The sequence below is a fragment of the Arthrobacter wenxiniae genome, assembly GCF_013376105.1.
Lineage (GTDB): Bacteria > Actinomycetota > Actinomycetes > Actinomycetales > Micrococcaceae > Specibacter > Specibacter wenxiniae.
Map to the genome: position 1 here is coordinate 101,142 of NZ_JAAMFM010000001.1, position 24,779 is coordinate 125,920.

The following is a 24,779-nucleotide window of genomic DNA, read 5'->3' on the forward strand; positions in this document are numbered from 1 at the left end:
GTGTGAGTCCTTTGGTCGGTGAGGTGCGGGCGGGCGGCTATTGCGCGCTACATCGCGGCATGGGCTTCCGTGGTGCGGGTGCCTGCGAGCCCCTCACGGTGGTCCGTGCGGGGGTGCCGGCGGGCTCTGCCAAAGTGGTCATGGGTAAACGCTAGGGAATGGTGCGGGCGCGCTTCAACGGTCCGGACACCCGGGGTCACGGGGGTTCACGCAGCGTCACAAAGGCTGTGGCGGGGTGCTTTCAGGGTTCCGGCCTGCTTGCGGGGCCGGGGGCGGGTCCTGGTCAACGGACCGCCGGTGGCTGCCGGGGGTGAGGCCGGGGACGCTCTGGAAGTCCTTGGCCGGATGCGCCTGGTCGGCGTGGCCGAATGCGGCGGCCACGGCGGCCAGTCCCAGTGCGGGATGCGTACGGGAGCGGTCTGCGGCTTCCTGCAGCCAGCGGCGCCGGTTTCGGGCCGACGGACTCAGGCCCACATGCTTCCTCGCCCGCCGCTGCAGGGTCCGTGTGGAAATGGCAAGGCGTCTGGCGGCGTCCCCGATGCGGACCACATCTGCCCCGCTGCCGGGCACCTGGGTCATGGCGTTGGCCAGCAGGAGCGCGCCGACGGCCCAGCCCCGCCCGGTGGGGTCCTGGTGCGGGGCGCGGTGGCTGGGCCGGCCGGCAGGGGTGAGCGGCAGGGCGTCGGGGGGTCCGGCGTCGTACTGCAGGAAAGGGTGGCCGCCTCAGGAGTGGAACGCACGGAACCGGCGCAGGCGGAAGCGCAGCTTGCCTTCCCGATTGAAGTCGTTGCCCACGTTTCTGGTGGCCTCGATGTAGGGTTCGCCGAAGGTCTTGAGCAGGAGGTCGTCCACCACGCGGACCTGGCCGGGCAGGAAGCGGTAGCCCATGGAAGGGACCATGGCCTGTTGATCGATGTCCGCAAACCACTGTTCGACGGCGGCCACGGTGCTGAAGCCGTTGGCCGCGAGCACGTCCACCAGCCACTGGTATTGGCCCGCCTTGCTGTGCGGGTAGGCGGGGAACACCCGGTCCAGGAGCAGCTGGATGGAGTTCGCGTCCAGGTCGCGCGACTCGGTGGCGTCGGTTTCGGACTGGAGGCGCTTGAGGATGTCGGAGATGTTGACGAACTGCTGGTCGGCGAGCTCGATCAGGGTGGATGCCATGGTGAACGCGCGGCTGATCTCGGCATTGTCCACGTGGGTTCCCTTGAAGCGGATGTCGTGCTCAAATTCCGCCCAGGCGTGCTGGAGGACTGTGCGCAGCTGAACTTCGAAGCGCTGCCCGCGGTAGGCCTCGCAGCCCAGCGGCGGGTTGTCCACCGGAACTTCCAGGGTCAGGTGCCGGCCCGAGTAGCCGATCCCGCCGTTCTTGCGGATCACGGCGGTCTTGTCCTCGTCGTCGTGGCAGATGAACTGGCTGGTCAGGGCGATGGCGACGGCCTTGATGTCAGTTTCCACGAAAAGGATCACACGGACGCCGATGAGGTCGTCAAGGTCCTCGGGGCCGCCGGGGTAGCGGGGATGCCCGGCGTGATCGCGGCGGTCCAGCTTTTCCTGCACGGACTTGGGGGACTTCACGCGGCAGCGGACGTCGTGGTGGTTCAGGCCGTCGTCCCGGAGCCGGGCGACGATGCATTTCCGGATGGCCTCCGCCGCGGCCTCGAACTCGCAAATGCGCCCGGCAAAGTCCAAAACTTCCGGGCTGAACTCGCCAACGGACTGCCGCATGGTCACATCCTTAACTCCTGCCGGCCTTGGCTCCAACTCTACCCACTTGGCGGCTGCGGCAGTTGGACTTGCTGAAAGCGGTGTCGCGAACGAGTCAAAAATTATTAGAACTAATCTTCTAATACATGTTGAGATAATAGTACAAGGGGTGTAGAATCCATGGTATGGACGAGCCGGTTTGTGACCCCGGCAACGGGGGGCTTCCCGCCACGCAGGAGGTGGCGGCACTGATCTCCGCCCTGTCCCTTCCCTCCATTGAACCCTTTGGCCCCGACAATGCCGTGCTGGCTGGCCTGCCGCCGTACGCGCGGCATCCGGCCCCGGTCCCGGAGCCTGCCTCCCGGGTCTCGGTGGCCCGGGCCGTGCAGGACGCCTCGGTGGCGGCGCTGGCGGCTGTGCGGGTCCTGGAGGCCCGGACGGCGGCGTTGAAGGCGGCCCTGGTGGCCCGCCACCTCGCGGCCGTCGCGGTGGAAGCCGCGGCCCTGGCCCTGGACCGGCACCAGGGCCAGGTGGCGGAATCCAGCGCGGTCGCGGAGATCGCCACGACCCTGCTCATCCCCCAGGGCAGCGCGACCGCACTGGCCCACCAGTGCGCCAGCCTCGCCGCCCACCCGGACACCTTCGACGCCCTGGGCCGCGGCGTGCTCTCCTGGCGCCACGCGTGCACGATCCTTGAGGAAACCCAGACCCTGGCCCAAACCCCGGCCGTCGAGCCGGCAGACATCACCGCCTTCGAGGCGGGGCTGCTGGCGGCCGCGCCCGGCACGACCGCGGGCGCGTTCGCTGCCCGCGCCCGCAAGCTGCGCGAAGGCCTGCACCCGGAAACCCTCACGACCCGCATGCGCGAAGCCATCGCGAAACGGTCCCTGAGTGTCGACCCCGGCAAGGACGGCATGGCATGGCTGACCCTGCACCTCCCCGCCCCGGCAGCGCTCGGCGCCCTGGTCCAGTGCACCCGCCTGGCCCGCGCCCAGCAAGGCCCCGGCGAGCACTGCACCCTGGACCAGCTCCGCGCCGACACCGCCGCGATCCTCCTCCTCGGCCAGGCCCTCCCCGAGGCCTGCACCACCCCCGGCACCCCCGTCGGGGAGGGCACCCCCGTCGGGGAGGGCACCCCCGTCGGGGAGGGCATCCCCGTCGGGGAGCGGGTCACGGCTTTGGCGGCCGCCGTGGTGGACGGCGGCGTGGACGGGATGCCCGAGGACCCGGTGCAGGAGTACTTCACGCAGTTGGAGGCCACCCGCAACGGGCAGGCGGTCACGGAGCCGCCACTGCCTTCTGCGCAGGTCATCGTCACCGTCCCGGCCCTGGCCCTGCTCGGCCTCACGAACGAGCCAGCGCAACTGGCCGGACACGGGCCCATCCCGGAGGAGATCGCCCGCAAGCTCCTGCTCAACGCCGGCGCGTTCCTGCGCGTACTGACCGACCCGCTCACCAACACCCCGCTGGCGGGCCTGCCCCCGGACCGCTACCGGCTCCGACAGGCCGAAAAAACCCTGCTCCGGGCCCTGCACGAAACCTGCTCGTTCCCGAACTGCACCAACCCGGCCCTGGACACCGAAACCGACCACATCACCCCCTACTCCGCCGGCGGGCCCACCACCGTGGAAAACTCCCTGCCCGAATGCAAACGCCACCACGGCTACAAGCACTTCCGCGACGACAAGGACAGGCACGGCCGCTACCGCCAGGACCTGGACCCCGACCGTCGCGGGATCAAGCTGCGCGGCTGGAAACCCTGCACCACCAACGACGGACGCATCGCCTGGACCTCACCCACCGGCAAATACCACCCGCCGAAGCCCCGCACCACCCAGCCGCCCGCCTACCCCAAATGGCTCAAAAAACGCATCACCAAGGGAGCTGCCAGACTCGCCGGCGCGGCCGGCGCGGCACCACGGATCGACCCCAGCCACAGCCCCTTCGAGAGCCTCATCCAACACAATTTCAAGCACCTCGATGAGGACGACTGACGGCATCCACTTCCCGTCCCCGCGGCTAAACCCCACCAGGTGACCACAGGTGAAATTAAGTCCCAGGCGGACACCGCGGATCCGTGCGCCACACCATCCGGCAGCGCCAACCTTATGCAATCTTCTTGCGATAGGCAGCCATCGCGAAGACGTATGCCACCATCAGGATGCCGACGCACCAGGCAAGGGCGATCCAGATGTCGCTGCCCACCGCCTGCCCGTCGAACAGCTCGCGGATCGAGTTGACGATGGAGGTGACCGGCTGGTTTTCGGCGAACCAGCGCACCGGGCCTGGCATCGTGGCGGTGGGGACAAACGCGGAACTGATGAACGGCAGGAAGATGATCGGGTAGGAGAACGCGCTCGCCCCGTCCGCCGACGTCGCGGAAAGTCCCGGGATGACGGCAATCCACGTCAGCGCCAGCGTGACCAGCAGCAGGATTCCGGCCACGGCAAGCCACGCCATCGGGCCGGCCGGACTCCGGAAGCCCATGAGCACGGCCACCAGCACCACCACCACGATCGAGACCAGGTTGGCGACCAGGGACGTGAGCACGTGCGCCCACAGCACGGACGACCGCGCAATCGGCATGGACTGGAACCGTTCGAAGATGCCGCCCTTCATGTCCAGGAACAGCCGGAACGCCGTGTAGGAGATGCCGGAGGCAATCGTGATCAGCAGGATGCCGGGCAGCAGGTAGTTGACGTAGTTGCCGGTGCCGGTCTTGATGGCCCCGCCGAAAACGTAGACAAACAGCAGCATGAACGCGATCGGCATGATGGTGGTGGTGATGATCGTGTCCAGGCTGCGCGAGATGTGGCGCAGGGACCGTCCCAGCAGAACGGCGGTGTCGCCGAAAAAGTGCTTGTTCATCGGATGCTCCTCAGTCTTTCGCTCCGACGCTGGCGTCTCCGGCGTCGCCGTTCTTGCTGGTGTCGCCAATCAACGCGAGGAAAACGTCCTCAAGGGTCGGCTGCTTTTCAACGTATTCCACCTTGGCCGGCGGGAGCAGTGCCTTGAGCTGGGCGAGCGTGCCATTGACGATGATCCTGCCCCCGTGCAGGATCGCGATCCTGTCCGCGAGCTGTTCGGCCTCGTCCAGTGTCTGCGTGGTGAGCAGCACCGTGGTGCCGTGGGCCGCGAGCTCCCTCACGGCCGCCCACACCTCGAGCCGCGCCTGTGGGTCGAGCCCCGTTGTCGGCTCGTCGAGGAAGATCACCGGCGGGTTCCCGATGAGGCTCATCGAGATGTCGAGCCGGCGGCGCATGCCGCCCGAGTACCCGGAGACCTTCCGGCCGCCCGAATCGGCAAGGGAGAACCGTCCGAGCAGCTCATCCGCCACGGCGCCGGGGTCCTTGACGTGCCGCAGCTTCGCAACCAGGACCAGGTTTTCCCGTCCGGTGAGGATTTCATCCACCGCAGCGAACTGCCCGGTGAGGCTGAAGGACTCGCGCACCTCGCCCGCCTGGGTGGCGACGTCGAAGCCGTTGACGGTGGCAGCACCGGCGTCGGCCTTGAGGAGGGTGGCCAAGATCTTCACAATGGTGGTTTTGCCCGCCCCATTGGACCCGAGCAGGGCAAAAACGCTTCCCTTCACCACGTCAAAATCCACGCCGCGCAGGACCTGCAATTCCTTGTACGACTTCTCCAGGCCCCGCACGCGGATCACGGGCGCCTGGCTGCTGGTGGTTTTCATCTGAATGTCCTTCCCAAGCCGGGATTACGGTTCGCTGTCCGCGACGGAGTCGATGGCGTCGGTCAGCCGCTTCCGCTCCTTGTTGATCCACTGCCCCTCCGAATAGTTCGCCAGGAACGTCTCCACAAACTCCACGGGATCCGCCCCGACAATGGCGCGGACCGGCGTGCCGTCGGCGGCGCTCTGTTCGAAGAGCTCGAGGAGATCCTCCAACATCGTCACCAGGGTGTCCCCCTTGGTAACCGCACCGAAGTACATCAGGTACCGGTCCAGCGCCTCGATGGCCGTGCGGTAGTTCTCCGGAAGTGCCTTCACGCGCGCCTTGTACTGCCGGTACTGCTTCTTCTGCTCGAGCGAGCCGGTGACCAGCTCGATCCAATTCCTTGCCACCCTATTTCCCTTCATCCTTCAGCTGTCCCAGCCGCTCGGCCAGGAAGCCCCATGTTGCCCAAAATTCGTCGAGATATTCCCGCCCGGGGACGTTGAGTGAATACACCTTGCGCGGCGGCCCCTTCCCGGAGGGCACCTTCTCCACCTCGACCAGGCCGTTGCGTTCAATTCTGAGGAGCAGCGCATAGACGGTGCCCTCGGCGATGTCCGTAAAGCCCTGTTCGCGCAGCCGCGTGGTGATTTCATACCCGTAGGCGGGCTGCACGGACAGGATGGCCAGGACAATGCCCTCGAGCGTGCCCTTGAGCATCTCCGTCATCTGCTTGCCCATGTGGCCCCCTTCTCCAACTACTCAGTGTTACTAGCTACCAGTACATAGTAGCGTTAAGTAGCGCGCGTGCAATACCTTCACGGAAATTGATGACGACGCCGTTCCGATGGCTGCCCTGGTCAAGCCGCCGTCCAGCGGGCATGCGCCCACCGGATCCGATGACCCCCTCGACGTCCACGGGAGCACATGAAGCCAGGTCCTGGGCCGCGCACGGTCCCTTGCCGCCTGATGCCAACGCCTTCCCGGCCAGTTCATCCACTGCCGCCCGGCTCTCGCGGCTCACGGCTGTTTGCACCTGGATGGCCGTTGCGGGGTCGACAAGGGGCTTGTCCGTGAATGTGGCCAGGAACGTCGGGGCGAGCACCAGGCCGTAAATGTTCGGATCCTTCATCGTTTCCGAAGCTGGAGTGGCTCGTCGGGGGAAAATGCCGCGCAAAATGCCGCCGCTTCCACATTTCCGCCGGTGTCAGGGCGGGGGCAGAAATGCGGAAACGGCGGCAGAAGTGCTGTACAGAGCACCGGGCGGGTTAGATCACGTAGCGCTCGCCCTCGCGGTCGCCCGGATGGTCCTTGACCAGGCCGGCGGCGAGCGTGTTGCCATCCTGGGCATCGATCACCAGGAACGCCCCGGTGCGTCGGTGCAGCGCGTACGTCTCCAGCGGCAGCGCGGACGCCAGGCGGATCTGGGCCGTGCCGATGTCGTTCAGTTCCAGTCCGGCCGCAGCGCCCAGCTCGAAGCTGTCCAGGTCCAGCTTGCCCGTCACGGCGCGGACCAGGCCCTGCACGGTCTTGCTGCCGTGCTTGATCAGCACCTTGGCGCCCTCGCGCAGGGGCTTCGTGGAGAGCCAGCACAGTTCCGCGTACAGGTCCTGGCTGACCTCGCCGAACGTGCCGGTGGCGGCGATGACGTCGCCCCGGGCAATGTCGATCTCCTCGCTCAGCCTCAGCGAAACCGACTGCGGCGCCACGGCCCGCTCCAGGGACCGGCCGGCGAAGTCGATGCCCACCACGGTGGCGGTCCGCCCGGACGGCAGCACCGTGATGGCGTCCCCGACAGACACGGACCCGGAAGCTACCTGCCCCGCGTAGGCGCGGTAGTCGCGGTAGGAGGCACCGGCGTCGTCCGCGTCGGCAAGGTCGGGAGCCAGCGCACCCTGCGGCCTGATCACCAGCTGGACGGGGAAGCGGAAAGGCTCCAGGCCACGCTCCACCTCGTCCAGGGTGGGCAGCGCCTCCAGGATCTGCAGCAGGCCCGGGCCCGTGTACCAAGGGGTGTGGGCGGAGCGTTCCACCACGTTGTCGCCCTCCAGCGCGGACACCGGCACCACCAGAACGTCGGAGACGCCAATCTGCGCGGCCACGGACTGCACCTCGGCCTCGATGGCGCGGAAGGCCTCCTCGCTGAAGTCCACGAGGTCGATCTTGTTCACCGCGACCACCACGTGGGGCACCCGCAGCAGGCGCAGCACGGACAGGTGCCGGCGCGTCTGTTCCAGCACGCCCTTGCGCGCGTCGATGAGGACGACGACGGCATCCGCCGTGGACGCGCCCGTCACCGTGTTCTTGGTGTACTGCACGTGACCCGGGCAGTCCGCAAGGATGAAGCTGCGGCGGTCAGTGGCGAAGTAGCGGTAGGCGACGTCGATCGTGATGCCCTGCTCGCGCTCGGCGCGCAGCCCGTCGGTCAGCAGCGCGAGGTCGATCTTTTGCGCGCTGTCGTTGTCCCCGCCGAAGCCGCGCTCCGCCGAGGTGCGGGTGACGGCGTCGAGCGTGTCCGCCAGGATGGCCTTGGAGTCGTGGAGCAGCCGGCCCACCAGGGTGGACTTGCCGTCGTCGACGGAGCCGGCCGTGGCAAAGCGGAACAGGGTTCCGCCGGTGATTGCGCTTGCCGACATCCGGGTCCCGACCGGCGCGACTCCAGGCTCGACCAGCGGGTTGGAGAGTGTGCTCATTAGAAGTAGCCGTCCTTCTTGCGGTCTTCCATGGCTGCCTCGGAGATGCGGTCATCGGCCCGGGTGGCGCCACGTTCGGTCAGGGTGGAGGCGGCAACCTCGCGCACCACGTCGTGGACGGTGGCGGCGCTGGAGGCCACGGCGCCGGTGCAGGACATGTCCCCCACCGTGCGGTAGCGGACCTGCTTGGTGACGACGTCCTCGCCGGGGCGCGGCTGCGAGACCTCGCCCACGGCCCGCCACATGCCGTCGCGGGCAAACACCTCGCGGTCGTGGGCGTAGTACAGGGGGGGCAGCTCGATGCCTTCGCGGGCGATGTAGCGCCACACGTCCAGCTCGGTCCAGTTGCTGATGGGGAACGCGCGCACGTGCTGGCCCACCGTGTGGCGGCCGTTGTACAGGTTCCACAGTTCGGGCCGCTGGTTGCGCGGGTCCCACTGGCCGAACTCGTCGCGCAGGGACAGGATGCGCTCCTTGGCGCGGGCCTTGTCCTCGTCGCGGCGGCCGCCGCCAAACACGGCGTCGAACTTGTTGCGCGCAATGGCATCCAGCAGCGGGACGGTCTGCAGCGGGTTGCGGGTGCCGTCGGCGCGTTCGGCCAGTTCGCCGCGGTCGATGAACTCCTGCACGGAGCCCACCTCCAGGCGCAGGCCCAGGCGCTCCACCGTGCGGTCGCGGAAGTCGATGACCTCCGGGAAGTTGTGGCCGGTGTCCACGTGGAGCACGGGGAACGGCACCTTGCCGGGCCAGAACGCCTTGGTGGCCAGGTGCAGCATGAGCACCGAATCCTTGCCGCCGGAGAACAGCAGCGCGGGGCGCTCAAACTCGGCCACGACCTCGCGGATGATGTGGATGGCCTCGGATTCGAGCAGGTCGAGCGAGTTCAGCTCGACGATTTCGACAGGCTCAATCACCGGCTCGTCCACCGGGGTCTCTGTTATTTGGGTGCTCATGCGTGTAGCCCGCATTCTGTCTTGGAGGTTCCGGCCCAGCGTCCCGACCGGGGGTCCGCGCCGGGGGCCACTTTCTTGGTGCAGGGTGCGCAGCCGATGGACGGGTAGCCCTGGCTGAGGAGGGGGTTCACCGGCAGCAGATTGTCCCCGGAGTAGGAGATCAGCCCGTCGTGGCTCCAGGTGGCAACGGGGTTGACCTTGACCAGCCCGTTCCTTTCATCCCAGCTGACCAGCGGCGTGTTGGTGCGGGTGGGGGCCTCGTCGCGGCGCACGCCGGTGAACCACAGCTCGTAGCCGGCGAGGGCCCTGTGCAGGGGCTCCACCTTGCGCAGCGCACAGCAGCGGCCGGGGTCGCGGGCAAAGAGGTCCCGGCCCAGCAGCGAGTCCTGTTCGGCCACCGAGTGCTCCGGCTTGACGTCCACCACGTTCACCCGCAGGTTCTCGGCCACCTCGTTGCGCGTGGCGTAGGTTTCCGGGAAGTGGTAGCCGGTGTCCAGGAACAGGACGTCCACGCCGGGGAGCTGGTCGGCAACCAGGGCCGGCAGCACGGCGTCGGCCATGGAACAGGCGACGGCGGCAGCCTCCGTTGCGAAGTTGCGCGCCACCCAGGCGATGACGTCCTTGGCGGGCGCATCCCAGTCCAGTTCCGCGGCGCCCGCCTCGGCGAGCGCCCGGAGTTCGGATGACGGGCGCAGCGCCGAGGCGGCTTGCGCCGCGCTCATTGGAGCAGCCCCTCGTCGGCGCGGTGGGACCATTCGGCGAAGGTCTCCCCCGCGGTCCGGTTCGCCACGTAGGTGCGGATGACGCGTTCCACATAGTCGGGGAGGTCGTCCACGGGCACCTTGAGCCCGCGGACCGTGCGGCCCAGGCCCGCCTCCTCGCGCTCCACGGAAGCCAGCCCGCCGCCCAGGTGAACCTGGAAGCCGGGGGTGTGGCCGCCGTCGTCCGTGGGGAGCATCATGCCCTTCAGGCCGATGTCCGCGGTTTGGATGCGGGCGCAGGAGTTGGGGCAGCCGTTGATGTACAGCCCGATCGGCTGGACCAGCTCGCCGGAGTCGATGAGGTCGGCCAGGCGGACCTCCAGCTCGGCGATGGCGTGGGCTGCCGTGCCCTTGGTGTTGACGATGGCCAGCTTGCAAAACTCGATGCCAGTGCACGCCATGGTGGCGCGGCGGAAGATCGACGGCCGGGCCGAGAGTCCAATGGCGTCGAGGTCGGCGATGATTGATTCGACGTCGCCGCCGTCGACGTCCAGCACCAGGATTTTCTGGTGCGGGGTGGTGCGCAGGCGGTGCGTGCCGTGGGCTTCAAGCACCTCCGCCAGGGCCAGCAGCGTGTCGCCGGAGAGGCGGCCCACGATGGGGCTGGTGCCGATGAAGAACTTGCCGTCCTTCTGCTCGTGGACGCCGATGTGGTCGCCCAGGGCCTTGGCCTGCGGGGGCACGATGCCCTCGGGCAGCTTCCGGCCCAGGTACTCCTCCTCGAGGATCTGGCGGAACTTCCCGATCCCCCAGTCGTCGATGAGGAACTTCATGCGGGCCTTGTTGCGCATGCGGCGGTAGCCGTAGTCGCGGAAAATGCTGGTGACGGCCTCCCACACGGCGGGGCCGTCCCCGGGCGGCACGAACACCCCCACGCGCTTGGCCAGGCGCGGCGCGGTGGAGAGGCCGCCGCCCACCCACAGGTCATAGCCGGGACCCAGTTCGGGGTGCAGCACGCCCACAAAGGAGACGTCGTTGATCTCATGCACGGTGTCCTGGTTGGGGTGCCCGGTAATGGAGGTCTTGTACTTGCGCGGCAGGTTGGAAAACTCGGGGTTTCCGATGAAGCGCCGGTTGAGCTCCTCGATGAACCCGGACGGGTCCAGGATTTCGTCCTTGGCGATGCCGGCCACCGGGGAGCCGAGGATGACGCGCGGCACGTCGCCGCAGGCCTCGGTGGTCGACAGGCCCACGGACTCCAGGCGGCGCCAGATCTCCGGCACGCTTTCAATTTCCACCCAGTGCAGCTGGATGTTTTGGCGGTCGGTCAGGTCCGCCGTGCCGCGGGCAAAGTCAGTGGAGATCCCGGCGATGACGCGCAGCTGCTCGGTGGAAAGCACGCCGCCGTCAATGCGCACGCGCAGCATGAGGTACTTGTCCTCGAGCTCGTGCGGTTCCAGCGACGCCGTCTTGCCGCCGTCGATCCCCTGCTTGCGCTGCGTGTACAGCCCCCACCAGCGGAAGCGGCCGTGGAGGTCGTCATCCGCGATCGAGTCAAAGCCCTCGCGGGAGTAGATCGACTCGATCCGCTGGCGCACGGCCAGGCCGTCGTCGTCCTGCTTCCAGACCTCGACCGGGTTCAGCGGCGCCTTGCCGTCCACCTTCCACTGCCCGTGCGGCTTCGCTGCCGGGCGGGCCCGGACAGTGCGGACGTTTGCAGGTGCCTCGGCGGGGACGGTTTCAGTGCCGGTGGCGGCTGCTCCGGCTAGAGCTGTCTGTGTCATAAAACGAGCGTAGGGGGCCCGTCATGGCTGGCAAACAACGCCTGCAACGCGGGTTCACCTTAGGCAATATTTCGTCACGTGCCCCTTTTTGCGGCCGGGTGTGCTTGGCTGCCTTGCCACCCACGACGGCGGACGCTTTGCTCCTGAGTACGGTTACGGCGCCACGGTGCGCCACTTCTGAAGTGGCGCACGGTTACGGCGCTACTGTGCGCCACTTCTGAAGTGACGCGCCGCTAGGTCGCAGCGCTCCGCAGGACCGCAGCGTCAAAGTGTTCCAGGGCCAATTCAGCGAGCAGCACGGAGGGCAGCAGCGGCTCGCTGACCCGGTCCGCGCCTGCCGTGGCCAGCTGGTCGTGGAAGTAGCCGGGCGCCAGCAGATAGGAGGCGATTGCCACGCCGGCGGCACCCCCGGCACGCAGCTGCGCCACGGCGTCCGGCACTGTCGGCCGGGCGCTGGCACCGTAGGCGGCCAGGATTGCCTCGGGCCGGCGGACGGCCAGGTCGGCGGCCAGCACCTCCACCTGCTCGGCGGCCTCGGGACGGGAGGATCCTGCCGCCGCGAGCACAACGGCCCACCCCGCCGGCAGCTCCCCCAGCCGTTCATGGAGCAGTCCGGCCAGGCGCGGGTCCGGCCCCAGCGGCACCGCCGCGAGCGTTCCGGGGCGGCTCGCCACGGCCTGCGCAATGTCCACCTGGACGTGGTACCCCACCGTCAGCAGGAGGGGCACGACGACGGCCCTCATTCCCTCCGGCAGCCCGGCCACCACGTCGGGGAGCGCCGGCTCCTGGACGTCCACGTAGGCTTCCAGCACCGCCAGCCCGGGGCGCAGCGCCGCAATGTCCGCCCGGAGCTGGTTGATCCGCGCCCGGCCGTCGGGGTTGTCCGTGCCGTGCGCGCAGGCGATCAGGGCCGTTTCCGGGGCGCGGGTTGTGGCCGGGGTGGCGTCAATCATGGGCCCGCCTTCCAAGAATCGTGTGCATGTCCCAAATCAATGTATGTCACGTGCCGCCGGTTCCGCCGCCGCGGCGGCTGCCTTGTTGGTGATCCCGATGGCGGAGACAATGCCGCCGGTGATGAACATGAACGCGGTGATGACCACAATCCGCCGGAATGACCCGTAGTCCAGGATGCCGCCCAGCATGACGCCGGCCAAGGCCACGGCGATCAGCCCAGCCACCCGGGACACGGCGTTGTTGATGGCCGAGCCGATGCCGCTCTGCCGTTTCGGCACGGCACCCAGGATGGCCGCCGTCAGGGGTGCCACCGTGATGGACATGCCCACGGAGAAAACCACCAGGCCCGGCAGGATCTGCAGCCAGAAGTTGAACGGCCGCGAGGTGGTGGCCATCAACAGGTACCCGCATCCGGCAATGACTGGCCCGGCCGCCATGAACAGCCGCGGCCCGTATTTCCCGGCCAAGGCGCCAAACGGGCCGGAAAGCAGCAGCAGGATGACGGCCGTGGGCATGGACGCCAGCCCGGCCAGGGCCGCCGACAGCCCGGCCACCTCCTGCAGGAACAGCACCATCATGAGCCCGCCCAGGGAAGCTCCCGCATAAATGAAGGTGGTGGCCACGTTGCCCATGCCAAAGTTGCGGATCCGGAACAGGTCCAGCGGCATCATGGGCGCACGCGAGCGGTGCTCCCACCACAGGAACACCGTCAGGGCGCACAGCCCCGCCACAAACGGGCCAAACACGGCCGGGCTGCCCCAGCCCAGCCTTTCCTGCTCAATCAAGGCGTACACGGTGCCGGCCAGTCCCACCGAGGCCAGGAGGGCCCCCGGGACGTCCACCCGTCGCGGGGGGCCGGCGGCAGCCGCGGCGTCGTGCGCGCCGGGAGGAATGGGCGCGCCGGGAACGGGCAGTGCCAGCCCGCGCAGCAGCCACAGGGTCGCCGCCAGGGGCAGGACATTGATGGCGAAGATGAGCCGCCAGCTGGCGAAGTCCACCAACAGCCCGCCCAGCAGCGGGCCGGCCAGGAATGCGGTGCCGGTCCAGGCGGTCCAGGAGCCGATCGCCTTGGCCTGGGCGGGCCCGCTGAACGTGGAGGTGATGAGTGCCAGCGAGCTCGGGACCAGCAGCGCCGCACCGGCACCCTGCACGCAGCGGGCAACCATCAGCAGCAGCGCCGTGGGGGCCGCGGCGCAGGCCAGCGACGCCGCGCCGAAGATGAGGAGCCCGGCACGAAGGACCCGGACGCGGCCAAAGGTGTCGGACAGGGAGCCGGCGATCAGGATGAGCGAGCCCAGCGCCAGCAGGTACGCGTCCACCACCCACTGCTGCGTGGTGAGGCCGCCGCCCAGTTGGCGGGTCATGGCCGGCAGCGCCACGTTGACGATTGCCCCGTCCAGGAACGCGACAAAGGACGCCAGGATGGCCACCCACAGGACACGCCGCTGCACGGTTCAGCCCTTTCGGGCGAAGGCCGTGCGGAGGGACAGCTTCCGCGAATATTCAATGGAGCCGTACCGGAACAGGTGCACGGCCAGCCGCAGCGCCAGCAGGCCGAAGACGAACAGCTCGGCCACCACCACGGCCGCCGACACCGCGTTGAGCGAGCCAAAGCCGTTGCGGAGCATGGCCGTGACGGGGGCGCTGAACGGGAAGAACGTGAAGATCTGCACGATGATGTTGCTGGGGTCACTCACCACCATGGTCACAATGTAGAACGGGATGAACATCATGATCATGACCGGCGCGAACACGGTGCTGGCGTCCTTGGCCGTGGGCATCACCGCGCCGATGGCCACCAGCACACCCGTGAACAGGATGAACCCGCCGATGAACAGCAGGGCGCCCACCAGCATGGGCCAAAACTGGAATTGCAGGTGCGAGAGGTCAAAGTTCGGCATGGAGAGCTGGTCGTGGAAGAACACGTAGCCAATGACCATGGGGGCGGCGAACACCACGGCCTGCACGGCGCCCACCAGGAACAGCGAGATCACCTTGCCCACTACCAGCGTGGTCGGGTTCAGCGTGGTCAGGATCATCTCCGTGACCCGGTTTTCCTTCTCCTCGAGCGTGGACGCCAGCATCTGGTTCGCCAGCAGGATGATCACCACGTAGAACAACACCAGGAACAGCAGCGGCGGCACCACGGTTTCCAGCCCGCCGGAGACCTGCCCGTCCTTGAACGTCTCCGACTCGGTCCTGAAATTCCCCTGCACGGCCGCCGCCAGCTCCGCCGAGCCCACCTTTTCCTGCGCGGAGAGGACCACCAGCTGCCGTGCCACAGCCTCATAGCTGCCATTCTTGAAAATGCCGTGGTCCGCGCCGTACACCTTTACGGGATCCTTGCCCAGGGTTGCCGGAAAGCTGAAGTAGGCGTTGAGCGTGCCTGCCCTGACACGTTCGACGGCGGTCCCCGGGTCCGCCTCCACCTCGCCCCCCAGGGCCCTCGCCACGGCGGGGTCCAGCAGTGCGGACGCGTCCGTGTAGGTGAAGCTGAGCTTGTCGCTTTTCTGCGCCTCGGTCAGGGACTTGGTGTTGGAGCTGCTGGCGAACACCAGCCCAAACACGATGGCCAGCAGCACCGGGATGGCCAGCGTGGCAATCCAGAAGCGGCGCTTCTTGATGGTGCGGGTGAACTCGAACTGCACCACGGTGCCCAGATTGTGCCGTGCCATGCTATTTCACCGTCTTATCGATAGCGGCATTGTCGCCGTAGACCTGGATGAAGATGTCGTCCAGGCTCCGCTTGGCCGCCACAAAGCCGCGCACCAGCAGCCCGGAATTGACCAGCTCCCGGAGCACGTCCGCCTCGTCCGCGGAGTCGTCCAAGTCCAGTTCGGCATAATTGGTTTCCTGCAGCCCCACCCTGTAGCGCGGCGATTCCGGCAGCGTCCCGGAGTACTTCAGGCGCACGGTGCGCCCGCCAAACTGGTTCTGGACCTCATCGATGGTGCCGTAGGCCGCCGACTTTCCGTCCTTAAGCAGGATGATCCTGTCACACAGGCGCTCCACCTCCTCCATCTGGTGGGTGACCATCATGACGGTGGCGCCGGCCTTTTTCCTGTCCTCGATGATGTCCAGCAGGAGCCTGCGGTTCACCGGGTCAAAGCCCTTGGTGGGTTCGTCCAGGATCAGCAGCTCGGGATCATTCATGATGGTCACGCCGAGCTGCACCTTTTGCTGCTGCCCGCCGGAGAGTTTGTCCACGCGCACGTCCGCCTTGTCCGCCAGGTCCACCCGGTCCAGGTAGGCGCGGGAAAACCTTTGGGATTCCGCCCGGGACAGGCCCTTGAGCCGGCCAAAGTACGTCATGACGTCCAGCACGGACTCCTTTTTGTACAGGCCGCGCTCTTCCGGCAGGTAGCCCAGCCGCGCGCCGAAGTCGTCGCTGAACACCCGGCCGTTGATTTCCAGGGTTCCCGAGGTGGGACGGTAGATGCCCAGCAGGGCCCGGATGGTCGTCGTCTTTCCGCTGCCGTTGCTGCCCAGGAAGCCAAACGTCTCACCGCGGGCCACGTCGAAGGACAGCCCGTCTATGACGGTGTTGTCCCCAAACTGCATGCGAAAGTCCCTGACGTGGATGAGTGGCTTCGCGGCGCGGTATTCCATTTGGCCAGCGTATCGACCTTTCCGCATCCATGGCACCTGCGCGCTGGCTTGTCCGCCTTCTGCCGCCGTAGGCTTGAGGCGGCCTTTCCCATGGCCGTTCAGCCCTACGCCCACCGACGGAATTGCCCCCATGAACCTTGACCTTGCCCTGATGCTGGACCTTTTGGGCTGCTTCTTCTTTGCCGTTTCGGGCTGCCTCCTGGCGGTCCGGAAAGGCTTCGACCTCGTGGGCTCCGTGCTCCTGGGGTCCCTGGTGGGGCTGGGCGGCGGCGTGCTCCGCGACCTCATCCTCAATGCCGGGCCGCCCGCAGCCTTCAGCAACCCCCTCTACCTGGCCGCACCGCTGCTGGCCGCCGTGGTGGTGTACTTCGTGGTGGGCGGCGTGAAGCGCGCGAACCGGCTGGTGTTGACGTTCGACGCCGGCGGGCTGGCCCTGTTTTGCGTTACCGGCGCGCTGAAGGCACTCGATGCAGGCATGAACGCGGCCGCCGCGATCCTGCTGGGCGTCACCACTGCCGTGGGCGGGGGCATACTGCGCGACGTGACGGCCAACCAGGTGCCCAGCGTCTTCGACCCGAAGACCATGTACGCCATCCCGGCGCTGCTCGGCTCCGCCCTGGCCACGGGCCTGTGGTACCTGGGGTGGCTGAACCTGGCCACGGGAACCATCTCAGCCTTGCTGGTGTTCACGCTACGCATGCTGGCCCTGAAGTTCCGCTGGCAGGCCCCGCTCGCCGCCCGCAGCTGGGCTCGCCCGCGATTCCGTCGCGGCTAGGATTGGGTGTATCCACACTCGCCGATCCTGGAGTATTGAATGTCCGACATTTTCGTTGAGAAGTTCCGCGGCCTGGTGCCCCTCTACCTTGGGGAGCCGTGGCAGGAAGCGGACGGGATCGACCAGGCCGATCTGGACAGCATCTTCGCCGAGTTGCGCATCGCCGTGCCACGGGCCCTGCAGGAATTTTTCAACACCCTGGGCAACTGTGAGGAACTCATGGAGGCCTACTACTACTTCTGGGATCCGGAAGAGCTCGAAGTCGAGGATGGCTACCTCCTGTTCCTCGAGGACGAGGACGAGTCCTACACGTGGGGCATGCGGGCGGACCAGGCCGACGTCCCCGACCCGATAGTCTGGCGCCGCAACAACCGCACCGGCGAATGGGTCAATGAGGAAGGCACGTTCAGCGAGTTCGTCTTCGACATGCTCGACTGGGTCTTCAACGACGACGAGGGCGACGACGACTGACCCGGCCCGCGGTGGGCCTGGCCGGCCTTAGACGTCGCGGTCCACGACCGCTTCGGCGAAGCTGGCCAGTGCGGTCTTGACCATGCCCTCGGGCAGCGGGGCCAGCGCGGCGATGGCCTGGGCGGACCATTCGCGGGCCACGGTCCAGGATTCGGCCGTGACGGGGTGCTCGCGCAGCGCCGCCACGGCCTTTGCGAGGGCCTCGTCGCTGCCGAGGTCCCCGTCCACCAGCGCCAGCACGGCGGCGGCGGAGGTGTCTCCGGCCGCGGCGGCCTTGCGCAGCAGCAGCACGGGCAGCGTGGGGACCCCTTCGCGCAGGTCGGTGCCGGGTGACTTCCCGGAAACCTGCTTCAGCCCGGTGACGTCAATGACGTCGTCGGCCAGCTGGAAGGCGATGCCCACCTTTTCGCCGTATTCGAGCATGACGTCCTGCAGGTCCTCGGGCACGCCGGCGAAGATGGCGCCCAGCTGCCCCGAGGCGGCCACGAGCGAGCCGGTCTTGTCTGCAAGCACGGACAGGTAGTGCTCCACGGGGTCCTCGTCCTCGCGGGGCCCCACGGTCTCGTGGAGCTGGCCCAGGCACAGCCGCTCGAAGGTCCGTGCCTGGATTTCCAGGGCCCGGCCGCCCAGCTCGGAGACCAGGATGGAGGCGCGGGCAAAAATGAGGTCGCCGGTGAGGATGGCCACCGTGTTGCCCCACACCTCGTGGGCCGTGGGCGCCCCCCGGCGGTAGGGCGCGGAGTCCATGACGTCGTCGTGGTACAGCGTGGCCAGGTGCGTCAGTTCAACCACGACGGCGGCCTGCACCACTTCCGGCCGGCCTGCGTCCCCGAGGTGGGCGGCCAGGAGCACCAGCAGCGGGCGGATGCGCTTGCCGCCGGCCTCCACGAGGTGGCGGCTGGTCGCGTCGGCCAGGGGGTCGGAATTCGCGATCGCCTCACGCAGGACCTTCTCCACCTTGGCCATGCGCAGCGCAATGGACGGACCCAACTCGGGGTCGTCCGCCACGGAGGAGAAGCCGGCGGGCAATTGCAGGCCGGTGGCAATGGCCATGGTGCTGGGGTTGGCGTCCTCGGTGTCGGTGCGCCCGTGCCCGGCATGGGTCCAGCTATGGTCTGCGGAAGTAGTCACTGCTTAACACTAACTATTGGAAGGGAATGGTGCTTGGGAGCGGTGGTGCCCTGGTTGCCGGTGGCCGGCACCAGCTTCTCCAGTAGATGAATCACTCTATCCTCAAATCCGCGCTCTCCCGCGTCCGTCAGATTGGCCATCATCCGCACCACAAACCGCATGAGGGCGGGGACGGGCATGCCAGTCCGCAGGGCCAGCTTCATGATGGACGGGTTGCCGATCAGCCTGGCGAAAACGCGGCCCAGGGTGAAGTGGCTCCCCCACTGCGCGCGGACGAAGCCACTGTAGCCGGCCAGGGCGTGGTCGGCGGCGAGCCGGGAGTTGGCGCCGGAGGCCCGGACAATGAACTCCGCGGCGTAGCGGGCCGACTCCATGGCGTAGGAAATGCCCTCGCCGTTGAAGGGGCTGACCATGCCGCCGGCGTCGCCGAGCAGCATCAGCCCGTCGGAGTAGTGCGGCGTCCGGTTGAAGCCCATGGGCAGGGCGGCACCGCGGATGGGCCCCACCTGGTTTTCCGGCGTGAATCCCCACTCCACCGGCATGGACGCCGTCCATTCACGCAGCACGGAACGGTAGTCCAGCTTGCCGAACTCCTTGGACGAGTTCAGGATGCCCAGGCCCACATTGGAGGTGCCGTCGCCAACGCCGAACACCCAGCCATAGCCGGGCAGCGGCTTGCCCGGCTGCCCCGCCGCGGACGGGGCGGCCAGTTCCAGCCAGCCCTCCATCCAGTCGTCGTCGTGCCGCGGGGACGTGAAATAGGTCCGGTAGGCCACCCCCAGGGGCCTGTCGTCGCGCTTCTGGTGCCCCAGGGAGACGGCCGTCCGCGTTGAATTGCCGTCGGCGGCAAGCACGACGTCGGCGAAAAAGTCGCGCGTCCCGCCCGTCTTCCGCCCGTCCCCGTCCAAGAGCGACGCCCGGGCACCCACCACGGTTCCGGCGTCGTCCGTCAGGGCCCCGGTGACCGAATGGCCCTCAAGAATCGAAGCGCCGGCGGCCTGGGCGTGGCGGGCCAGGGACTCGTCGAAGCCCAGCCGGGTGCGGATCAAGCCGTAGCTGGGAAAGTTGGTGAGCTCGGGCCAGGGCACCTCCACCGTGCGGCCGCCGGCAATCAGGCGCAGTCCCTTGTTCCGCCGCCAGCCGTCCCCGGCCGGGTGCGGCACGCCCATGAGCTGCATTTCGCGCACGGCGCGCGGGGTCAGGCCGTCGCCGCAGACCTTCTCGCGCGGGAAGCGCGTCTTCTCGAGGACGGTGACCTCAATCCCGGCGGAGGCCAGGTGCCAGGCGGCGGTGGATCCGGCGGGCCCGGCCCCTACAACAAGTACTTTCATGGGGGCCGCTAGGCGGGCTTCACGGCGCGGTGCACGGCCACGATGCCGCCGCTGAGGTTCCGGTAGGCCACGGAGGCCCAGCCGGTCCCGGCCAGCCACGCGGACAGCTCGTCCTGGTTGGGCCACGCGCGGATGGACTCGGCCAGGTAGACGTAAGCGTCGGGGTTGGAGGCGGCTTTCCGGGCCACGGCCGGCAGGGCGCGCATCAGGTATTCGGTGTAGACGGTGCGGAACACGGGGTTGACGGGGTGGGAGAACTCGGCCACCACGAGCTTGCCGCCTGGCTTGGTCACGCGCAGCATTTCGCGCAGCGCCTTCTTCGGGTCGATGACGTTGCGCAGGCCAAAGGAAATGGTGGTGGCGTCGAAGGAGTTCTCCGCGAACGGCAGGTTGGTGGCGTCCCCGGCGATGAAGTCGATGTCGGGGCGGCGCCGCTTGCCCACCTTGAGCATGCCCACGGAGAAGTCGCAGGCCACCACGTGAATGCCGGCGTCGGCGTAGGGCTCGCTGGAGGTTCCGGTGCCGGCGGCCAGGTCCAGGACGCGCTGGCCGGGAACGGCGCCGACGGCATCCACCACGATCCGGCGCCAGCGGCGCGTCTGCCCCAGGGACAGGATGTCGTTGACGATGTCGTATTTGGGGGCCACGTCGTCGAACATGGCGGCCACTTCTTCCGGACGCTTCTCAAGGGATGCACGGTTCACCCCCTAAGTCTCTCAAACTTTGCGCGCGCGTGCGGACGAGTAATCTTGACTCATCATGACTGCAACCCTCGGCACCCCTCCGCTGCGCACCCTGACCACCGCCCTGGATGCCGCGGCATTGGGCGGGCATCCCGCAGCCGCCCCCGCCGACCTCCTGGCACCGGACGCCTTTTGCTGGCTCCGCCGCGGCGAGGGGCTGTTGGGTTACGGGGAGATCGCGCAGTTCACCGGCACGGGGCCCGAGCGTTTCGCAGACGCCGAACAGTGGTGGAAGGACATGCTTGCCGGCGCCCTGGTCCGCGACCCCCTCCGGGTTCCGGGCACCGGGGCCCTGGCCTTCGGCTCCTTCGCGTTCTCCAAGACGAGTCCGCACGCTTCGGTGCTGGTCATTCCCGAGCTGGTGGTGGGCTTCCGCGACGGCACGGCCTGGCTCACCCACCTCACCGTGGACGGCTCGGTCCCCACCGCCGAATCCGCGCACGCACTGCTGCGTGGCTTCCTGGCCGCCGCCCCTGGCTGCCCCGAAGGCCTTGGCGGGACGACGCCGGGCACCCCCTCCGCGGGCACCGTGCGTTCCGGGGCGCTCACCGAGGAGCAGTGGAAGGAGTCGGTGGCCGAGGGCGTGCTGGCCATCGGCCGCGGCGGCCTGGACAAGGTGGTTTTGGCCCGCGATGTGGTGGCTAGCTTTGACAAGCCCGTCAGCAGGGTCTCAATCCTGCAACGATTGCTGGAGATTTACGGCGAATGCTGGACCTACGGGGTCCGCGGACTGGTCGGCGCCACGCCGGAAATCCTCATCAAGGTGGACGGCACCACGGCGCAGGCCAGGGTGCTCGCCGGCACCCTGGACCGCGAGGACGAGCCCGCCGGATCGGTGGGCTTTGCAGCCTCCGTCTTGGGCGGCTCCGCGAAGCAGCGGCAGGAACACGACTTCGCCGTCCGGTCCCTGACCCGCCAGCTGGCACCCTTCGCCACGGACCTCTCCTTCCCGGCCGAACCCTTCATCCTGGAGCTGCCCAACGTCTGGCACCTGGCCTCCGACGTCACGGCCGAGCTGGCCGACTTCGAAGGCCACCTGCCCACGTCCTTGGCGCTCGTTGAGGCCCTGCACCCCACGGCAGCGGTGTGCGGTACGCCCCGGGAGGAGGCCGGAAAACTCATCCTGACCCTGGAAAAAATGGACCGGGGACCGTACGCGGGCCCCGTCGGCTGGCTCGACGGCGCGGGCAACGGCGAGTGGGGGATCGCGCTCCGCGGGGCAGTCCTTGAGGACCCGTTCTCGGTGCGCCTGTATGCCGGCGCCGGCATAGTTGAGGCCTCCGATCCGGAGGCCGAACTGGCTGAGACATGGGCCAAGTTCCGGCCCATGCTCCAGGCACTCGGCCTGCACGCCTGAATCTGTCTTGGATTCCAGACAGCAACACCCGCGGGCCCCTTGCCATCCAAGGGATAAAGTTGTTCAATAGTGAAATATCGTTTACCGTGACGCAAATCACAGGACGCTACACTAGTTTCCATTAGCTCTGCTCCAGTTATGAAACAAAGGGTAAAACATGCAAATCTCTTCCCGGCTGACCGTTCGACTGGCCTCCCTCGCCGCAGTCGCAGCATTGGCGCTGACCGGCTGCACCACCGCATCGCAGGAGGCTCCGAGCGGGGCGCCCGCCAACACGGGATCCGACGCCTCCTTCGACCCGACAACGGTTGCCAAGGACGACGCCCTCATCGCCATGCTCCCGGCATCCATGAAGGGCAAGTCCACCATCAACGTTGGCTCTGACACCTCCTACGAGCCCGCCGAGTTCCTGGACAAGGACGGCCAGACGCCGATCGGCTACGACGTGGACTTCGCCAAGGCCATTGCAGCCACGCTGGGCATGAAGGCGGACGTCCACACCGCGGACTTCTCCTCCATCCTGCCCAAGCTTGGCACCGTGTACGACCTCGGCATCTCCTCCTTCACGATCAACCCGGAACGCTCCAAGGCCGTGAACTTTGTCAGCTACTTCAATGCCGGCGTCCTGTGGGCCGTGCAGAAGGGGAATCCCAAGGGCATCACCATGGACAACCTCTGCGGCAAGAAGGTGGGCGTGCAGACCGGCACCGTTGAGGAAGATCCCGACGTCAAGGACCGCTCCGCGGCCTGCGTCAAGGCCGGCAAGCCCGCCATCACGGTGGTTTCACTGAAGAACCAGACCGACGTCACCACGCGCCTGGTGGGCGGCACCATCGACGCCATGAGCGCCGACTCCCCCATCATCAAGAATGCCCTGGCCAAGACCAACGGGCAGCTGGAGACGCTGGGTGCCGTCTATGACTCCGCCCAGCAGGGCATTGCCGTTGCCAAGAATGACACCGCGTTTGCCGGCGTCATCGAAAAGGTCATGAACAAGCTGATCGAGGAGGGCGCCTACACCAAGATCCTGACCAAGTGGAACAACGTCGAGGGTGCGCTTCCGAAGGCAGTCCTGAACCCGACGGCGGGCTAGCCATTGAGCCGCCTACTTTCGCGCCGGACCGCCCACAGCGGGGGCGCCGGCCTGGAACTGATTGACGCAGTTCCGGTCCGGCACCCCTGGCGGTGGGTCGGCGCCGTCGTCATCCTGCTGATACTGGTCCTGGTGGTCCAGTCGATGACCACCAACCCGAAGTTCTACTGGGGCACCTTCAGGACGTACCTCTTTGACGTGCTGGTCATCCAGGGCGTGGGCTGGACGCTCATCCTGACGGTCACCTCCATGATCATCGCCATTGTGCTGGCCATCCTGCTCGCCTTCATGCGCCAGTCCGACAACCCCCTGTTCCGGTATGTTTCCTGGGTCTGGGTCTGGTTTTTCCGCGGCACCCCCGTTTACACGCAGTTGCTGTTCTGGGGATCCGTGGGGGCCCTCTACCCCAAGATCATTGTCGGGGTGCCCTTCGGACCGGAGCTGTTTTCCTGGGACACGGCCACGGTCATCAATGCCACCGTCGCTGCCATTGTCGGGCTGGGCCTGAACGAGTCCGCCTACCTGGCAGAGATCTTCCGGGCCGGATTGAAGTCCGTGGACAACGGCCAGATGGAGGCCGCCGAGGCCTTGGGCATGCGGCGTTCAAAGGTCATGTGGCGGATCATCCTGCCCCAGGCCATGCGCGTCATCATCCCGCCGACCGGCAATGAAACCATCGGCATGCTCAAGACCACCTCGCTGGTGCTCGCCGTCCCGTTCACCCTGGACCTGACGTTCGTCACCAACGCCCTGGCAAGCCGGACGTTCCTGCCCATCCCGCTGCTCATGGTGGCCGCGTTCTGGTACCTGGGCATCACCTCGGTGCTGATGGTGGGCCAGTACTACATTGAACGGCACTACGGCAAGGGCGTGGACAACGTCACGAAGGCGCCCGTCCAGGCCACGGCCGCGGCGGCCGCGGCACATGCAAAGCCGGTGGATCCCGCCGACGGAACCACGGAAGGCGGCCGGCCATGACGGACACCGCATCGATCAAGAAGCAGGAATCCACCCGCACCAAGCCCCTTGTGGAAATCCAGGGCGTGCACAAGCTCTTTGGCTCCCACCACGTCCTCAAGGGCATTGACATGACGGTCAAGCAGGGCGAGGTCTCGGTCATCATCGGCCCGTCCGGCTCCGGCAAATCCACGCTGCTGCGCTGCATCAACCTGCTGGAAACCATTAGTGCCGGCCGGATCTACGTCCATGACGACCTCATCGGCTACCGCGAGGTCAACGGCAAGCTCCACGACCTGACCACGAAGCAGATCGCGGCCCAGCGCCGTGAAATCGGCATGGTGTTCCAGCGCTTCAACCTGTTCCCGCACAAGACCGCGTTGCAAAACGTGATCGAGGCTCCCACCCAGGTCAAGCGCCAGTCCAAGGCTGCGGCGAAGCTGAAGGCGACGGAGCTGCTGGAGATGGTGGGGCTGGGCGACCGCGCCGACTTCTACCCCTCCCAGCTTTCCGGCGGCCAGCAGCAGCGCGTTGCCATCGCCCGGGCCCTGGCCATGGAGCCGGAGCTGATGCTCTTTGACGAGCCCACCTCCGCCCTGGACCCCGAGCTGGTGGGCGACGTCCTGGAAGTCATGAAGGACCTGGCCAAGTCCGGCATGACCATGATCGTGGTCACCCACGAGATCGGCTTTGCCCGCGAAGTGGGCGACACCCTGACGTTCATGGACGCCGGCGTGGTGGTCGAATCCGGCAACCCGCGGGAGATCATCGCCAACCCGCAGCACCACCGGACGCAGGAGTTCCTCAGCCGCGTGCTGTAGCTGCAGGGGTGGGCCCGGACGTTTCTGT

25 protein-coding genes are annotated in these 24,779 nt (G+C 67.5%); 7 read left to right on the forward strand and 18 right to left on the reverse strand.

Features of this window, described 5'->3' with window-relative positions; genetic code table 11:
- Nucleotides 1-216: 216 nt before the first annotated feature.
- Nucleotides 217-579, reverse strand: coding sequence for a helix-turn-helix domain-containing protein (locus tag G6034_RS00505; protein ID WP_176633142.1), 363 nt, complete (start codon nucleotides 577-579; stop codon nucleotides 217-219).
- 144 nt (nucleotides 580-723) lie between these two features.
- Complete coding sequence (locus G6034_RS00510) at nucleotides 724-1,728, reverse strand: GTP pyrophosphokinase (protein ID WP_176633143.1); 1,005 nt, start codon at nucleotides 1,726-1,728, stop codon at nucleotides 724-726.
- A 164-nt stretch (nucleotides 1,729-1,892) separates the two neighbouring features.
- Between G6034_RS00510 and G6034_RS00515 the strand changes: the two genes are divergently transcribed.
- A complete protein-coding gene (locus G6034_RS00515) occupies nucleotides 1,893-3,701 on the forward strand; it encodes an HNH endonuclease signature motif containing protein (RefSeq protein ID WP_176633144.1) in 1,809 nt (602 codons plus the stop codon).
- A 112-nt stretch (nucleotides 3,702-3,813) separates the two neighbouring features.
- On the opposite strand, the gene G6034_RS00520 is transcribed toward G6034_RS00515, so the two are convergent.
- From G6034_RS00520 to G6034_RS00580, 13 genes are all read right to left on the reverse strand, one after another.
- Nucleotides 3,814-4,575, reverse strand: a complete 762-nt coding sequence (locus G6034_RS00520) for an ABC transporter permease (RefSeq protein WP_176633145.1) — start codon at nucleotides 4,573-4,575, stop codon at nucleotides 3,814-3,816.
- Between the two features lie 10 nt (nucleotides 4,576-4,585).
- Nucleotides 4,586-5,398: an ABC transporter ATP-binding protein gene (locus G6034_RS00525; protein ID WP_176633146.1), complete on the reverse strand. Its 813-nt coding sequence runs from the start codon at nucleotides 5,396-5,398 to the stop codon at nucleotides 4,586-4,588.
- Nucleotides 5,399-5,422: 24 nt separating this feature from the next.
- On the reverse strand, nucleotides 5,423-5,788 hold the full coding sequence (locus G6034_RS00530; protein ID WP_176633147.1) for a DUF1048 domain-containing protein: 366 nt from the start codon (nucleotides 5,786-5,788) through the stop codon (nucleotides 5,423-5,425).
- A gap of 1 nt (nucleotide 5,789) precedes the next feature.
- Nucleotides 5,790-6,119: a PadR family transcriptional regulator gene (locus G6034_RS00535; RefSeq protein ID WP_176633148.1), complete on the reverse strand. Its 330-nt coding sequence runs from the start codon at nucleotides 6,117-6,119 to the stop codon at nucleotides 5,790-5,792.
- A 34-nt stretch (nucleotides 6,120-6,153) separates the two neighbouring features.
- Complete coding sequence (locus tag G6034_RS00540) at nucleotides 6,154-6,510, reverse strand: VOC family protein (RefSeq protein ID WP_176633149.1); 357 nt, start codon at nucleotides 6,508-6,510, stop codon at nucleotides 6,154-6,156.
- A 136-nt stretch (nucleotides 6,511-6,646) separates the two neighbouring features.
- Nucleotides 6,647-8,014, reverse strand: a complete 1,368-nt coding sequence (locus G6034_RS00545; protein ID WP_176633366.1) for a sulfate adenylyltransferase subunit 1 — start codon at nucleotides 8,012-8,014, stop codon at nucleotides 6,647-6,649.
- Nucleotides 8,015-8,070: 56 nt separating this feature from the next.
- Nucleotides 8,071-9,024 carry a sulfate adenylyltransferase subunit CysD gene (gene cysD / locus G6034_RS00550; RefSeq protein WP_246295184.1) on the reverse strand — a complete coding sequence of 318 codons (954 nt, stop codon included), beginning with the start codon at nucleotides 9,022-9,024 and terminating at the stop codon, nucleotides 8,071-8,073.
- Complete coding sequence (locus G6034_RS00555; RefSeq protein ID WP_176633150.1) at nucleotides 9,021-9,746, reverse strand: phosphoadenylyl-sulfate reductase; 726 nt, start codon at nucleotides 9,744-9,746, stop codon at nucleotides 9,021-9,023. Before G6034_RS00555 ends, cysD begins: the two co-directional genes overlap by 4 nt.
- The gene (locus G6034_RS00560) at nucleotides 9,743-11,509 is read right to left on the reverse strand and encodes a nitrite/sulfite reductase (RefSeq protein WP_176633151.1); all 1,767 of its coding nucleotides are present in this window, start codon (nucleotides 11,507-11,509) and stop codon (nucleotides 9,743-9,745) included. Before G6034_RS00560 ends, G6034_RS00555 begins: the two co-directional genes overlap by 4 nt.
- Before the next feature lie 233 nt (nucleotides 11,510-11,742).
- Nucleotides 11,743-12,462 carry a sirohydrochlorin chelatase gene (locus tag G6034_RS00565; RefSeq protein WP_176633152.1) on the reverse strand — a complete coding sequence of 240 codons (720 nt, stop codon included), beginning with the start codon at nucleotides 12,460-12,462 and terminating at the stop codon, nucleotides 11,743-11,745.
- Between the two features lie 36 nt (nucleotides 12,463-12,498).
- Complete coding sequence (locus tag G6034_RS00570) at nucleotides 12,499-13,914, reverse strand: MFS transporter (RefSeq protein ID WP_176633153.1); 1,416 nt, start codon at nucleotides 13,912-13,914, stop codon at nucleotides 12,499-12,501.
- Between the two features lie 3 nt (nucleotides 13,915-13,917).
- Complete coding sequence (locus tag G6034_RS00575; RefSeq protein WP_176633154.1) at nucleotides 13,918-15,138, reverse strand: ABC transporter permease; 1,221 nt, start codon at nucleotides 15,136-15,138, stop codon at nucleotides 13,918-13,920.
- Between the two features lies 1 nt (nucleotide 15,139).
- Nucleotides 15,140-16,072, reverse strand: coding sequence for an ABC transporter ATP-binding protein (locus G6034_RS00580; RefSeq protein WP_246295185.1), 933 nt, complete (start codon nucleotides 16,070-16,072; stop codon nucleotides 15,140-15,142).
- A 130-nt stretch (nucleotides 16,073-16,202) separates the two neighbouring features.
- Between G6034_RS00580 and G6034_RS00585 the strand changes: the two genes are divergently transcribed.
- Both G6034_RS00585 and G6034_RS00590 read left to right on the forward strand, forming a co-directional pair.
- Complete coding sequence (locus G6034_RS00585; protein ID WP_176633155.1) at nucleotides 16,203-16,847, forward strand: trimeric intracellular cation channel family protein; 645 nt, start codon at nucleotides 16,203-16,205, stop codon at nucleotides 16,845-16,847.
- A gap of 39 nt (nucleotides 16,848-16,886) precedes the next feature.
- A complete protein-coding gene (locus tag G6034_RS00590) occupies nucleotides 16,887-17,318 on the forward strand; it encodes a hypothetical protein (protein WP_176633156.1) in 432 nt (143 codons plus the stop codon).
- Nucleotides 17,319-17,345: 27 nt separating this feature from the next.
- Here the strand turns inward: G6034_RS00590 and G6034_RS00595 are convergent, their stop codons facing one another.
- From G6034_RS00595 to G6034_RS00605, 3 genes are read right to left on the reverse strand one after another with little or no spacing between them, the layout of a single operon-like run.
- Nucleotides 17,346-18,449, reverse strand: coding sequence for a polyprenyl synthetase family protein (locus G6034_RS00595; protein ID WP_176633157.1), 1,104 nt, complete (start codon nucleotides 18,447-18,449; stop codon nucleotides 17,346-17,348).
- Nucleotides 18,446-19,780 (reverse strand): geranylgeranyl reductase family protein, encoded by a 1,335-nt coding sequence (locus G6034_RS00600; RefSeq protein ID WP_176633158.1) that lies wholly within the window; start codon nucleotides 19,778-19,780, stop codon nucleotides 18,446-18,448. Before G6034_RS00600 ends, G6034_RS00595 begins: the two co-directional genes overlap by 4 nt.
- Nucleotides 19,781-19,788: 8 nt before the next feature.
- Nucleotides 19,789-20,484, reverse strand: coding sequence for a demethylmenaquinone methyltransferase (locus G6034_RS00605; RefSeq protein WP_176633159.1), 696 nt, complete (start codon nucleotides 20,482-20,484; stop codon nucleotides 19,789-19,791).
- Nucleotides 20,485-20,539: 55 nt separating this feature from the next.
- Here G6034_RS00605 and G6034_RS00610 point away from each other — a divergent pair, with 55 nt between their 5' ends.
- The 4 genes from G6034_RS00610 (at nucleotide 20,540) to G6034_RS00625 (ending at nucleotide 24,751) form a co-directional block, all read left to right on the forward strand.
- Nucleotides 20,540-21,880 carry an isochorismate synthase gene (locus G6034_RS00610; RefSeq protein WP_176633160.1) on the forward strand — a complete coding sequence of 447 codons (1,341 nt, stop codon included), beginning with the start codon at nucleotides 20,540-20,542 and terminating at the stop codon, nucleotides 21,878-21,880.
- 157 nt (nucleotides 21,881-22,037) lie between these two features.
- Nucleotides 22,038-22,973 (forward strand): ABC transporter substrate-binding protein, encoded by a 936-nt coding sequence (locus G6034_RS00615; RefSeq protein ID WP_176633161.1) that lies wholly within the window; start codon nucleotides 22,038-22,040, stop codon nucleotides 22,971-22,973.
- A gap of 3 nt (nucleotides 22,974-22,976) precedes the next feature.
- On the forward strand, nucleotides 22,977-23,951 hold the full coding sequence (locus G6034_RS00620) for an amino acid ABC transporter permease (RefSeq protein ID WP_246295186.1): 975 nt from the start codon (nucleotides 22,977-22,979) through the stop codon (nucleotides 23,949-23,951).
- Nucleotides 23,948-24,751, forward strand: a complete 804-nt coding sequence (locus G6034_RS00625; RefSeq protein ID WP_176633162.1) for an amino acid ABC transporter ATP-binding protein — start codon at nucleotides 23,948-23,950, stop codon at nucleotides 24,749-24,751. Before G6034_RS00620 ends, G6034_RS00625 begins: the two co-directional genes overlap by 4 nt.
- Nucleotides 24,752-24,779 lie beyond the last annotated feature (28 nt).